Source organism: Janthinobacterium sp. BJB446 (assembly GCF_002735655.1).
GTDB classification, from domain to species: domain Bacteria; phylum Pseudomonadota; class Gammaproteobacteria; order Burkholderiales; family Burkholderiaceae_D; genus Janthinobacterium; species Janthinobacterium lividum.
Genome location: NZ_PDZK01000004.1, coordinates 36,873 through 49,613, shown reverse-complemented (window position 1 = coordinate 49,613; position 12,741 = coordinate 36,873). Strand labels below are relative to the sequence as shown.

13 protein-coding genes and 1 riboswitch are annotated in these 12,741 nt (G+C 62.3%); of the genes, 8 read left to right on the top strand and 5 right to left on the bottom strand.

The features are described 5' to 3' along the window. Positions 1–6: 6 nt before the first annotated feature. From dapF to CSQ92_RS22255, 3 genes are read right to left on the bottom strand one after another with little or no spacing between them, the layout of a single operon-like run. Positions 7–870 carry a diaminopimelate epimerase gene (gene dapF / locus CSQ92_RS22265; RefSeq protein ID WP_099395429.1) on the bottom strand — a complete coding sequence of 288 codons (864 nt, stop codon included), beginning with the start codon at positions 868–870 and terminating at the stop codon, positions 7–9. Positions 871–881: 11 nt separating this feature from the next. Further along, positions 882–1,757 (bottom strand): LpxL/LpxP family acyltransferase, encoded by an 876-nt coding sequence (locus CSQ92_RS22260; RefSeq protein WP_034783539.1) that lies wholly within the window; start codon positions 1,755–1,757, stop codon positions 882–884. Next, on the bottom strand, positions 1,754–2,623 hold the full coding sequence (locus CSQ92_RS22255; protein WP_099395428.1) for a lysophospholipid acyltransferase family protein: 870 nt from the start codon (positions 2,621–2,623) through the stop codon (positions 1,754–1,756). Before CSQ92_RS22255 ends, CSQ92_RS22260 begins: the two co-directional genes overlap by 4 nt. A 188-nt stretch (positions 2,624–2,811) precedes the next feature. Here CSQ92_RS22255 and metK point away from each other — a divergent pair, with 188 nt between their 5' ends. The 4 genes from metK (at position 2,812) to metF (ending at position 6,991) form a co-directional block, all read left to right on the top strand. Further along, on the top strand, positions 2,812–3,978 hold the full coding sequence (gene metK / locus CSQ92_RS22250) for a methionine adenosyltransferase (RefSeq protein WP_034783537.1): 1,167 nt from the start codon (positions 2,812–2,814) through the stop codon (positions 3,976–3,978). 123 nt (positions 3,979–4,101) lie between these two features. Next, positions 4,102–4,170: riboswitch (S-adenosyl-L-homocysteine riboswitch) on the top strand. Between the two features lie 27 nt (positions 4,171–4,197). Further along, entirely contained in the window at positions 4,198–5,622 is a 1,425-nt protein-coding gene (gene ahcY / locus CSQ92_RS22245) for an adenosylhomocysteinase (RefSeq protein WP_099395427.1), read from the top strand. 195 nt (positions 5,623–5,817) lie between these two features. Then, positions 5,818–6,174 (top strand): phage holin family protein, encoded by a 357-nt coding sequence (locus CSQ92_RS22240; protein ID WP_034783534.1) that lies wholly within the window; start codon positions 5,818–5,820, stop codon positions 6,172–6,174. Beyond that, a complete protein-coding gene (gene metF, locus CSQ92_RS22235) occupies positions 6,161–6,991 on the top strand; it encodes a methylenetetrahydrofolate reductase [NAD(P)H] (RefSeq protein ID WP_034783533.1) in 831 nt (276 codons plus the stop codon). The genes CSQ92_RS22240 and metF overlap by 14 nt, the downstream gene beginning before the upstream one ends. A 15-nt stretch (positions 6,992–7,006) precedes the next feature. Here the strand turns inward: metF and CSQ92_RS22230 are convergent, their stop codons facing one another. Further along, positions 7,007–7,534 (bottom strand): 5-formyltetrahydrofolate cyclo-ligase, encoded by a 528-nt coding sequence (locus tag CSQ92_RS22230; protein WP_070280040.1) that lies wholly within the window; start codon positions 7,532–7,534, stop codon positions 7,007–7,009. A 137-nt stretch (positions 7,535–7,671) separates the two neighbouring features. On the opposite strand from CSQ92_RS22230, the gene CSQ92_RS22225 reads away from it, so the two are divergent. From CSQ92_RS22225 to CSQ92_RS22210, 4 genes are read left to right on the top strand one after another with little or no spacing between them, the layout of a single operon-like run. Beyond that, positions 7,672–9,627 carry a lytic transglycosylase domain-containing protein gene (locus CSQ92_RS22225; RefSeq protein ID WP_257219319.1) on the top strand — a complete coding sequence of 652 codons (1,956 nt, stop codon included), beginning with the start codon at positions 7,672–7,674 and terminating at the stop codon, positions 9,625–9,627. A gap of 12 nt (positions 9,628–9,639) precedes the next feature. After that, entirely contained in the window at positions 9,640–10,356 is a 717-nt protein-coding gene (locus tag CSQ92_RS22220) for a glutathione S-transferase family protein (protein WP_034783529.1), read from the top strand. 12 nt (positions 10,357–10,368) lie between these two features. Further along, positions 10,369–11,481: a multifunctional CCA tRNA nucleotidyl transferase/2'3'-cyclic phosphodiesterase/2'nucleotidase/phosphatase gene (locus tag CSQ92_RS22215; RefSeq protein WP_099395426.1), complete on the top strand. Its 1,113-nt coding sequence runs from the start codon at positions 10,369–10,371 to the stop codon at positions 11,479–11,481. Further along, positions 11,478–12,182: a GNAT family N-acetyltransferase gene (locus CSQ92_RS22210; RefSeq protein WP_099395425.1), complete on the top strand. Its 705-nt coding sequence runs from the start codon at positions 11,478–11,480 to the stop codon at positions 12,180–12,182. The genes CSQ92_RS22215 and CSQ92_RS22210 overlap by 4 nt, the downstream gene beginning before the upstream one ends. On the opposite strand, the gene CSQ92_RS22205 is transcribed toward CSQ92_RS22210, so the two are convergent. After that, complete coding sequence (locus CSQ92_RS22205; protein ID WP_034753092.1) at positions 12,174–12,698, bottom strand: Lrp/AsnC family transcriptional regulator; 525 nt, start codon at positions 12,696–12,698, stop codon at positions 12,174–12,176. The two genes, CSQ92_RS22210 and CSQ92_RS22205, sit on opposite strands and share 9 nt — an antisense overlap. Between the last annotated feature and the right edge of the window lie 43 nt (positions 12,699–12,741).

Sequence of the window (12,741 nt, the reverse complement as noted above, 5' to 3'; positions counted from 1 at the left end):
ATCCGTCTACAGCTCGATCGTGCCCTCGAACACGGTCACGGCCGGGCCCGTCATCAGGACGGGATGGCCGGGGCCTTGCCAGGCGATCGACAGTTCGCCGCCGCGTGCGCTGATGCGCACGGGGGAATCGAGCAAGCCGCGCAGGATGCCGGCCACGGCGGCGGCGCAGGCGCCCGTGCCGCACGCCAGGGTTTCGCCCGCACCCCGTTCAAAGACGCGCAGTTTCACGTGCTGGCGGTCGACGATCTGCATGTAGCCGGCGTTGACCCTGCGGGGAAAGCGCGGGTGGTGCTCGACGCGCGGGCCCGTCACTTCCAGGTCTTGCGCATCGACATCCTCGACCACTTGCACGGCATGCGGATTGCCCATCGAGACGACGGACACCAGCACGGGCGACGTTTGGCCCGGCAGCGCCAGGTCCAGCGGCCACAAGGTGTCATTGCCTTGCGCTACACCGTCCAGGCCGTTTGCATCGAACGGCACCAGCGCGGGGTCGAGCACGGGCGCGCCCATGTCGACCGTGATGCTGCCATCGGGCTCCAGGCGTGGCGCGATGACGCCGGCCATGGTTTCCACGCGGATGCTGTCCTTGCTTGATAAACCCTTTTCGCTGACGAACTTGACGAAGGCGCGCGCGCCATTGCCGCACTGCTCGACTTCGCCGCCATCGTTGTTATAGATGCGGTAGCGGAAATCGCAGCCGGGCAGGCGCGGTTTTTCGACCACCAGGATCTGGTCGGCGCCGATGCCGAAACGGCGGTCGGCCAGGCGCTGCCACTGGGCTGGCGTGAAGTCGATATCTTGATGGATGGCGTCGATGACGATGAAGTCATTGCCGGCGCCATGCATTTTGGTAAATTGGAGTTTCATGGTCTGCCGTATCACTTGTGCTGGTTATAGAACGACGCTTCGCCTTCCGGACGCGTCTTGAAGCGTTTATGCGTCCAGAAATACTCGGCCGGCGCTTCGCGCACGCGCTCTTCGATGAATGCGTTCATGCGGCGTGTGGCGGCCGTGATGTCGTCGCCCGGATAGTCATCCCACGCTGGATAGTAGGTCACTTGCCAGCCCTGGTAATTGGGCAGGAAGGTGGCGATGACGGGAATGACTTGCGCCTTGGCGGCCAGCGCCAGGCGCGCCGTGGCCGTCAGGGTGGCGGCGGGCACGCCGAAGAAGGGCACGAATTCCGCATCCTTTTCGCCGAAATCCATGTCCGGCAGCATGAAGTAGGGCAAGCCGTCGCGCAGCGCGCGCAGGATCGTCTTGATGCCATCCTGGCGCGTAAACAGCTTGGGCGGCTTGAAGCGCGAACGGCCGTTGCGCAAGGCCTGGTCGAAGGCGGCGTTCTTTTGCTGCACATACATCGACGAAGCGGAAATTTCCATGGCTGTGGCGGCGCCGGCCACATCGAGGCAGACAAAGTGCGGGCACAGCAGGATGGTCGGCTTGGCCGCGATCTGCTGGCCCGGAAAGGCGGGCACCTTTTTGATCAGGCGGTTCAGGCGCGCTTCCGACGACCACCACAGGATGCTGCGTTCCCATACGCTGCGCGAATACGCCTGGAAATGCTGGCGCGCCAGCGCCACGCGCTGGGCTTCCGTCAATTCCGGCATGCACAGGCGCAGATTCGTCAGGGCAATCTTGCGCCGCGTGGGCATGGCGATGAACAGCAGGCTGCCGACGGCCACGCCGAAACGGCCGAGGATGGGCAGGGGCAGCCAGTGCAGCAGCCACATGAAGGCGATCAGCAGTCTCATGCCTGCTCCCCGGCGGCATTCGGCGTCGCGGGCGTGGGCGGCGGCGCGCCGCGCGGCACTTTATAGCGGTTGTAGCTCCACAGGTATTGCGCCGGGCTGCGCGCGATCAATTGTTCCATGGCTGCATTGATGGTGCGCGCCTGCTCGGCCGAGGTGCTGTCGAGGGACTCGGTGAAGGGCACGAAATGCACGACATAGCCGCGCCCGCCCGGCAGGCGTTCCGCGTAGGTGATGATGACTTCGGCGCCGCCCATCTGCGCCAGCTTGGCCGGCAGGGTCATGGTGTAGGCGGGGCGGCCGAAGAAATCGGCCCACACGCCTTCGCCTTCCTGCGGCACCTGGTCGGGCAGCAGGCCGATCGGCTGGCCTTTTTTCAGGCATTTGGCAAAGATGCGCACGCCCGACATATTGGCCGGCGCCAGCATCAGGTTTTCGCGCGCGCGGGCCCCTTCGATCAGCGGTTTCAAGGCGGAGCGCTTGGGCGGGCGATACATCACGGTGAGCGGCGTGCGCAAGGCGATCTGCTGGGCGACGATTTCAAAGCAGCCCAGGTGCGGCGTCAGGAAGACGATGCCGCGGCCGTGCTGCAGCGCCTTTTCCACCAGTTCCCAGTTTTCCACCGTCGCATGGCGCGCCACGCGCTCGGCCGGGGCGCACCAGATGAAGGGCAATTCCAGCACGCTCTTGCCCGCTTCAGCCACGGCCGCGTGCAAGTGTTGCGAAAACCCCGCACCTTGCATGTTCTCGCGCATGCGGCGGCGGTAGGACGGGGAAATGGCGTAAATCACCCAGCCAAGCGCAGTGCCCAGGGCATGCAGGACGGGCAGGGGAAAGATGGACAGGAAGCGGAAAATTGGGACTAACATGTATAAGCGGTTTCCAGGAATGGCGTGTTGCCGTGCCAAAATTTTTTAAGAAGCGTAAAATACCACGTATGCAGTAACCGCTGAGTTAATAGACAACTTGCGATGCGGAATATAAATCTCGCTAAAGCGTCGCAGGCAAAATCCTCTTTACTGCGACAGAACATTCACATAGTAAACAGGAGCTTGCAATGTCAAACGACTATCTCTTCACTTCCGAATCCGTTTCGGAAGGCCATCCCGACAAGGTTGCCGATCAAATTTCCGACGCCATCCTTGACGCCATCCTGACCCAGGATCCAGCCGCCCGCGTGGCTGCCGAAACCCTGTGCAACACGGGTCTGGTGGTGCTGGCTGGCGAGATTACCACCCACGCCAATGTGGATTATATTCAAGTTGCGCGCGAAACCATCAAACGCATCGGTTACGACAACACGGAATACGGCATCGACTACAAGGGTTGCGCTGTGCTGGTGGCCTACGACAAGCAATCGCCGGACATCGCGCAAGGCGTCGATGAAGGTGCGGGGATTGACTTGGATCAAGGCGCTGGCGATCAGGGCCTGATGTTCGGCTACGCCTGCGATGAAACGGCCGAGCTGATGCCTGCCGCCATCCACTACGCGCATCGCCTGGTCGAGCGCCAGTCGCAGCTGCGCAAGGATGGCCGTTTGCCATGGCTGCGTCCGGACGCGAAATCGCAAGTGACCCTGCGCTACGTCGATGGTCGTCCGGTCGGCGTGCACACGGTCGTGCTGTCGACCCAGCATGCGCCGGAAATTTCGCACAAGCAGATCGAAGAAGCCGTCATCGAAGAGATCATCAAGCCGATCCTGCCGCGCGAATGGCTGACGGAGACCAAATTCCTCGTCAACCCGACGGGCCGTTTCGTCATCGGCGGTCCGCAAGGTGATTGCGGTTTGACCGGCCGCAAGATCATCGTCGACACCTACGGCGGCGCAGCCCCGCACGGCGGCGGCGCGTTCTCGGGCAAGGATCCTTCGAAAGTCGACCGTTCGGCAGCCTATGCTGCCCGCTACGTGGCGAAAAACATCGTCGCGGCCGGCCTGGCGCGCCAATGCCAGGTGCAGGTCAGCTACGCCATCGGCGTGGCCAAGCCGATCAACATCACCGTCTACACGGAAGGCACGGGCGTGATTCCCGATGCGGAAATCGCCAAGCTGGTGCTGGCGCACTTTGATTTGCGTCCAAAAGGCATCGTGCAAATGCTCGACCTGCTGCGCCCGATCTACCAGAAGAGCGCCGCTTACGGCCACTTTGGCCGCGAAGAGCCGGAATTCACGTGGGAACGCACGGACAAGGTCGCCCTGCTGCGCGACGCTGCTGGCCTGAAGTAATCTAGTCGGATTTGCAAGAAAAGCGCCCCGGCCTGCTGGCCGCGGGCGCTTTTTTTATGTGTTGTTACGTGGCAATGCCGTGCAAACAGGCTGGCGCGGCGGCCTTGACAATGATAAAATCCCGTGTCCGAGGAGCGTTGCGACGAAGAAATTCGCCAGGCTCGGAATATCCTGCAACTGCGCTCACGTACCTTTTTCAACAACTGAAAGGAGGGCGTGATGAACGCCGTACTCAAATCGCAACACGACTACACCATCGCCGATATCACCTTGGCCGCATGGGGCGACAAAGAAATCAAGATTGCTGAAACGGAAATGCCTGGCCTGATGGCCATCCGCGAAGAATTCGCGGCAGCGCAGCCTCTGAAAGGCGCGCGCATCACCGGTTCCATCCACATGACCATCCAGACCGCCGTGCTGATCCAGACCCTGGAAGCACTGGGCGCGCAAGTGCGTTGGGCATCGTGCAACATTTATTCGACGCAAGATCATGCCGCCGCCGCCATCGCTGCCGCCGGCACGCCTGTGTTCGCCGTCAAGGGCGAGTCGCTGGATGACTACTGGGAATACACGCACCGCATCTTCGAATGGCCGAACGTGGACGGCAAGGCTGTCTACTCGAACATGATCCTCGACGATGGCGGCGACGCAACCCTGCTGCTGCACCTGGGCGTGCGCGCGGAAACCGACCTGTCGGTGCTGGCGAATCCCGGTTCGGAAGAAGAAATCTGCCTGTTCAACTCGATCAAGAAACACTTGCTGGCCGATGCGACCTGGTACTCGAAGCGTCTGCCGGAAATCCTCGGCGTGACGGAAGAAACCACCACCGGCGTGCACCGTTTGTACCAGATGCACAAGGAAGGCAAGCTGGCTTTCCCTGCGATCAACGTGAACGATTCCGTCACGAAATCGAAATTCGACAACCTGTATGGCTGCCGCGAATCGCTGGTCGATGGCATCAAGCGCGCCACCGACGTGATGATCGCCGGTAAAGTGGCCGTCATCGCCGGTTACGGTGACGTCGGCAAGGGTTCGGCCCAGGCCATGCGCGCCCTGTCGGCCCAGGTATGGGTAACGGAAGTCGATCCGATCTGCGCACTGCAGGCGGCGATGGAAGGCTACCGCGTCGTGACCATGGATTACGCGTGCGAACACGGCGACATCTTCGTGACTTGCACCGGCAACTACCATATCCTCACGCACGATCACCTGACGCGCATGAAAGACCAGGCCATCGTCTGCAACATTGGCCACTTCGACAATGAAATCGACGTTGCTTCGCTGAAGCAATACGAGTGGGAAAACATCAAGCCGCAAGTCGACCACATCATCTTCCCGTCGGGCCGCCGCATCATCCTGCTGGCCGAAGGCCGCCTGGTCAACCTCGGCTGCGGCACGGGTCACCCGTCGTACGTGATGAGCTCGTCGTTCGCCAACCAGACGATCGCCCAGATCGAACTGTACGCGAACACGGCCAATTACCCGGTCGGCGTGTACACCCTGCCAAAACACCTGGACGAAAAAGTCGCTCGTTTGCAACTCAAAAAGTTGAATGCGCAGCTGACGGAACTGACGCAAGAGCAAGCCGACTACATCGGCGTGCGCACGGAAGGTCCATACAAGCCCGAGCACTACCGTTATTAATCGGTTGCTTGCCTCGGGAACCTACTGCGCGGCGCGGGGCGCGGCCGGCGATGCTCACTGTGCTACAGCACAGTTGCGCTTCTCGGCCACGCCGCGCATCCGCTCGCTACGGTTCGCGAGGCAACAAGGCTCACTTGTGTAATCTGAACAGTCCGGCCGTCGCCGGTCGATTATCATTTTTGACAGGCTAGAGAAATGCGCTTGCTACTGATTTGGTTTATCAATGCGGCAGCCCTGTTTGCCGTCCCTTACCTGATGCACTCGGTGACGATGAGCAGCGGTTGGACCGCGCTGCTGGCCGCTGCCGTGCTGGGGCTGGTCAATGCGCTGATCCGTCCTTTGCTGATCTTGCTGACCCTGCCCGTGACGTTCCTGTCGCTGGGCCTGTTCATTTTGATCATCAACGGCTTCCTGTTCTGGCTGGTGGCGCAGGTGATCGATGGTTTCCATGTCGCCAGTTTCTGGTCTGCCGTGGGTGGTGCCATTCTGTACAGCATCATTTCCTGGGCCTTGTCGACCTTACTTTTGAGTAACGACGATGGAAAAGCATAATTTCAGTATTGAGTTTTTCCCGCCGAAAACCCCGGAAGGGGCGGAAAAGCTGCGCGCCACGCGTGTCAAGTTGTCTGAATTGCATCCGAAGTATTTCTCGGTGACCTTTGGCGCCGGCGGTACCACGCAGCAGGGTACGCTGGACACCGTGCGCGAGATTCTGGCGGCCGGCGAACAGGCCGCGCCCCATCTGTCTTGCGTCGGCGGTTCGCGCGAATCGATCCGCGCCGTGCTGGCCGACTTCAAGGCGGCGGGCGTGAACCGTATCGTGGCCTTGCGCGGTGACTTGCCGAGCGGCTATGGCGCCTCGGGCGAGTTCCGCTATGCCAACGAGCTGGTGGAATTCATCCGCGCCGAGACGGGCGACCATTTCCATATCGAAGTGGCCGCCTATCCGGAGGTGCACCCGCAAGCCCGTTCGCCGCAGGACGACCTGAACGCGTTTGCGCGCAAGGTGCAGGCCGGCGCCGATGCGGCCATCACCCAGTACTTCTACAATGCCGACGCGTATTTCCAGTTTGTCGAGCAGACGCAGAAGATGGGCATCAACGTGCCTATCGTGGCCGGCATCATGCCGATCACGAATTACACGCAGTTGATGCGCTTTTCGGACATGTGCGGCGCGGAAATTCCACGCTGGGTGCGTCTGAAACTGGCCAGCTTCGGCGACGACAGCGCATCCATCAAGGCTTTCGGCCTGGACGTGGTGACGGGCTTGTGCGAGCGTTTGCTGGAAGGCGGCGCGCCAGGCTTGCATTTCTACAGCATGAACCAGGCGGCGCCCACGACCGCACTGTGGCAGCGCCTGGTGAAGTAAATCGTTCTGCTGTTATCAGAACAGATCGCCCTCGGTCACGATGTGATCGAGGGCGATGTCGTATTCGCCGTTGGGAAAGCTTGCCGCCAGGCAGGCATAGGCGATACCGAGGGTGCGCGGACGGGGGACCTGCGCCAGGGTGCGGTCGTAATAGCCGCCGCCATAACCGAGCCGGTAGCGTTCCCCATTAAACCCCAGGCAGGGCACCAGCAGGGTGGCGGGTGCCGGGCGCAGGCGTAATCGGGCCGGCACGGCCACGCCCATGCCATCCTTGACCATGGCTTCGCCCGGCGTCCAGTCGCTGAATGCCAGCGGTGCATGTTTTTCCAGCACGACCGGCAAGCTTAATTGCACGCCGCGCGCGGCCAGCTGCGCATAGGCGCCGTGCAAGTCCGGCTCGCCATGCAGGGGCCAGTACACGCCCAATTCCTCGACGTTTTCCTGCGCGCACCAGTCCAGCAGGCGCTGCGCGATGGCCGCATCCCACGTTACTCGCGTGGCGTCGGGCAGGGCGCGCCGGGCCGCCAGCAGGGCCTTGCGCAAGCCGGCTTTGTCCTGTGGCGCAATGGGTGGCCGTGCAGCCGGATCGCATGTTATTCTAGGGTCGCTATTCATATCACCATCAAGTTAAGATTGAGAGTCGTACATTGATTTCCCCACTGAAATGGATTGCCGGCACGATGCTGTGTGTTGCATCGGCCTTGTCTCCCCTGGCAGCCCTGGCCCAGGTATCGGCCACCGTAGCCCCAGCCGCCCCCGACACGCGCAGCGAGGACGATGCCTTCCTGCTGCTGCGCGACGCCGCGCGCAAGGATGACGTCGAAAAAGCCGACTTTTATGCGGGGCGCCTGACGAATTACCAGATTCCATCGTATGTTGACTATTATCGGCTGAAACCGCGCATCAAGCTGCTGACCGAGGCGCAATTTCGCGATTACCTGAACCGCTACAAGGGCAGCGCCATCGCCGACCGTTTCCGCAACGACTGGCTGCTGGAGCTGGGCCGCAAGCGCGACTGGGTCGTATTCGATGAGCAATATCCGCAATTCGCCCTCGACGACGACACCCAGCTCAAGTGCTACGCGCTGATGTCGCGCGCGGCCAAGGGCCAGAACGTGGCGTCCGAGGCGCGCAACCTGCTCGTCTCGCCGCCTGGCTATGGCGAAGCGTGCGGCAGCCTGATCGCGGCATTGGCGCAAAATGGCCAGTTTGACACGAATGACCTGTGGGCGCAGATCCGCCTGGCGGGCCAGACCAATGCCACGGGCCCGGCGCGCCGCATCGCGCTGCTGCTGGGCGCGTCCGACGCGAAGATGGCGCAAGCCATCGACTTGCCGGCGCTGGTGCTGGCCAAGGGACCGGGCGCCAGCCGCGCCGACCATGAGATGTACCTGGTGGCCGTCGGCCGCATGGCGAAAAGCACCTTGAAACTGGGCGTCGTGGCCCTGCAAAAGGCCAGCGCGCAGCTGACGCCGCAGGAACAGGCCATCGGCTGGGCCAGCCTGGCCTTGCAAGCGTCGTATTCGCTGGCGCCGGAAGCATTTGAATATTGGCAAAAAACCAATGGCGCGCCCTTGACCCAGGAGCAGATGCAGTGGAAGGCGCGTATCGCCTTGCGCGAGGGCAACTGGCCACTCGTGAAGGCTGCCATCCAGGCCATGCCGGCTTCGCTGCGCGCCGACCCCACCTGGGTCTACTGGCTGGCGCGTGCGCAGCAGGCGGAAACGCCGGGTCGCCCGAACCCGCAGGCCGACGCCCTGTACCGCACGATTTCCGAGCAATCGAATTTCTATGGCTTGCTGGCCAATGAAGAGCTGGGCAACCACCTGGTCTTGCCGCCGCCGGGCCAGCCGATTTCGCCGGCGGAAATCGCCGCCATGGCTGCCAATCCGGGCTTGCAGCGCGCCTTGAAATTCTTCAATATGCGCTTGCGCTTCGAAGGCACGCGCGAGTGGAACTGGGAATTGCGTTCGATGACGGACCGCCAGCATCTGGCGGCCGCGGAATTTGCGCGCCAGAACAATGTGCTCGACCGCATGGTCAACACCTCGGACCGCACGCGCCTGGAAGTGGACTATACGCAGCGCTATCCGACGCCGCATGACGACGTCATGCATCCGGCCACGCAAACCCTGGGGCTGGATAAAGCCTGGGTGTATGGCCTGATCCGCCAGGAATCGCGCTTCATCATGGATGCGCAGTCGCACGTGGGTGCATCCGGCCTGATGCAGGTGATGCCGTCGACGGCCCGTTATGTCGCCAAGAAGATCGGCCTTACCGATTTCGTTACGGAAACCTTGAGCGACGTGCGCACCAACGTCTTGCTGGGCACGAATTACCTGAACATGGTGCTTGGCGGTCTCGACGGTTCGCAAGTGCTGGCCAGCGCCGCCTACAACGCGGGGCCGGGGCGCTTGCGCATCTGGCGCGCCACCATGACGCGTCCGCTGGAAGGCGCTGTCTTTGCCGAGATCATTCCGTACACGGAAACGCGCGGCTACGTGAAAAACGTGATGGCCAACGCCACCTATTATGCGGCCCTGTTCGAGAAGAGCCCGCAGTCGCTGAAAGCTCGCCTGGGTACCGTCGGGCCGAAAAACAGCGCTGTTTCTGCCGATTTGCCATCATCCAACTAAAGTTCGCCGACCATGCAAACGACCATCCTTGATCCCAGCCTGACGCAAACCCTGGCCGCCGCGCGCGAACCGGGCCTGACCCTCATCATCGGCAACAAGAATTACTCATCGTGGTCGATGCGCCCGTGGGTGGCCATGACGGCCTTCGGCATCCCGTTCCAGGAAGTGCGCGTGCTGCTCGACCAGAGCGACACGGCCACCAAAATTGCCGAGTATTCCGCCTGCGGCCGGGTCCCCGTGCTGCTGGCCGGCGAGATCACGATCTGGGACAGCCTGGCCATCTGCGAATACCTGGCCGAGCAGTTTCCCGATAAACACATGTGGCCGCAAGACGTGGCCGCGCGCGCCATGGCGCGTTGTGTCTGTGCGGAAATGCATTCCGGTTTCGCCGGCTTGCGCACGGATATGTCGATGAATATCAAGGCGAAGTTGCCGGGTCGTGGCCGCACGGCCGCCGCGCAGGCCGACATTGGCCGCATCAGCGAAATCTGGGAAGAGTGTCTGTCCCGTTTTGGCCACCACCAGTTCCTGTTTGGCGACTTTTCCATCGCCGACGCGTATTTCGCGCCCGTCGTCATGCGTTTCCGCACGTACGGCGTGAGCCTGGCGCCGGCCTTGAACGCGTATTGCGAGCGCGTGCAGGCGCACCCGGCGGTGGCCCGCTGGATCACGGAAGCGCTGGCGGAAACGGAAGTCGCTGCCAAGCACGACGCGGAACTGCCTGATTAAGAAAAGAGTGTTATGAAGATATACACGGTCGGTGGCGCGGTGCGCGACCAACTGCTGGGCTTGCCCGTGAAAGACCACGATCACGTCGTCGTGGGCGCCACGCCGGAAGACATGCTGCGCCAGGGCTTCCGCCCCGTCGGCAAGGATTTCCCCGTCTTCCTGCACCCGAAGACGCAGGAAGAATACGCCCTGGCCCGCACGGAACGCAAGACGGCGCCCGGCTACCGGGGCTTCGTCTTCCACACGGCGCCCGACGTCACGCTGGAAGACGACCTGGTACGGCGTGATCTCACCATCAACGCCATCGCGCAAGCCGGGGACGGGACCTTGACCGACCCGTTCGGCGGCATCGAGGATATTCGCAACAAAATCTTCCGCCACGTCTCCGACGCGTTTGGCGAAGACCCCGTGCGCATCTTGCGCCTGGCCCGCTTTGCCGCCCGTTTTCATACTTTCACTGTCGCACCCGCCACCATGGAGCTGATGCGCCGCATGGTGGCCGATGGCGAAGTCGACGCCCTCGTGGCCGAGCGCGTGTGGCAGGAAGTGGCCAAGGGGCTGATGGAAAGCCATCCTTCGCGCATGCTGACGGTGCTGCACGAGTGCGGTGCCCTGGCGCGCATCATGGGGGAAATCGCGCTGAGCGAACGCTTGCTGCACGTGATCGACCATGCTGCCGCGCAAGGTCATGACTTGCCCGTGCGCTTCGCCGTACTGATGCTGGCTGTGCCGTTGGCGCAGATCAACGCGCTGAGCGAGCGCCTGCGCGTGCCCAACGACTGCCGCGAGCTGGCGGTGATGGCGGCGCGCGAGCAGGCGGCGGTCGCTGGCGCGCTGGCGTTGAGTGCCGAGGAACTGGTGAGCTTGTGCGAGCGCTGTGACGGACTGCGCAAGCCGCAGCGTTTCGTGCAGATGCTGGACGCCATCGCCTGCGATGTGCATGCACGGGATCCCGTGTTTCCACAGTCCGCCTGGCTGCAAGCCATGCTGGCGGCCGTGCGCGGCGTGGATGCGGGTGCGCTGGCGCAAGCGTGCGCACAGGAACCGAAGCGCATTCCGGCCGTCATCCATGCTGCGCGGGTCGAGGCCGTCACGAACGTGATCAGCAGCCGGGAACTGCCATGACCCTGCCCAAATTGTTCCAGAACCCGTTTCGCCGCTGGCTCAGCCGTAGCGGTGGTGGGCGTCCGACCGTGCTCGTCAAGCAGTTGCATGAGCGCGATCGGCGCCGCATGATGAAGCATTTCCTGTCGCTCGAGAAAAGCGACCGGCTGCTGCGCTTCGGCAGCGCCTTGCCCGATGAATTGGTGGCCCAGTACGTGCAGAAGATGGATTTCTCGCGCGACATGATCTACGGCGTCTACAACAGCCTGTTCAAACTGGTGGGGGTGGGGCATCTGGCGTTCGCGCCGAAGGACAAGTCGCCGGCGAAAAGTGTCGTGACGGACAAGGAGCAGGTGGCCGAGTTTGGCGTGTCCGTGTCGAAATCCATGCGCGGCATGGGGGTCGGTTCAAAGCTGTTCGAGCGGGCGGCGATCCACTGTCGCAACAACGATGTCGATACCCTGTACATGCATTGTTTGTCGTCCAACAAGACGATGATGCATATCGCCAAGAAGGCGGGCATGGAAATCCAGCGCGACTATGGCGAAGCCGATGCATACCTGAAACTATTGCCGCCGAACCCGTCGAGCATGCTGCAGGAAGCCGTGCAGGAACAGTTCGCCATGTTCGACTACACGTTCAAGGCCAACGCGCGCGCCGCGTTCAAACTGTGGGATCGCTTGCCGGGGCGTAAGAAGAAGCCCGAGCCGCCATCACAATAAGGGCAGGGCCGTCGTATCCTTGATGCGCTGCAAGGCAAAGCTTGATTTCACATCCAGCACGGCCGGGTGGCGCAACAGCGTCGCCATCATGAAGCGCGAAAAGTGCTCCATGTCTTCCACGTGCACGCGCAACAAATAATCCATCTCACCCGTCATCGCATAGCAGGCCACCACTTCCGGCCATTGCGCCACGGCCACGGCGAAGTCGGCGCGCGGCGACGTGTTCGTCACCAGGTTGGGCGCCAGCACGCGCGCCGTGCTGTGCGCGGTGGCGTCGCTGTGCTTTTCCAGCCGCACGTTCACGTAGGCCAATAGCCCCAGGCCGATCTTTTCCGGGTCCAGCAGGGCCACGTACTGGCGGATCACGCCCGCTTCTTCCAGCCGTTTGACGCGGCGCAAGCATGGCGACGGCGACAGGCTGACCTGCTCGGCCACGTCCTGATTCGACAGGCGGCCATCGGCCTGCAGGACGGCGAGGATCTTGCGATCCGTTTTATCCAGCGTAATTTTGCTCATGCTTCCTCCGGTGGTTCTTGTTTCACGCAATATTATTGCGCAA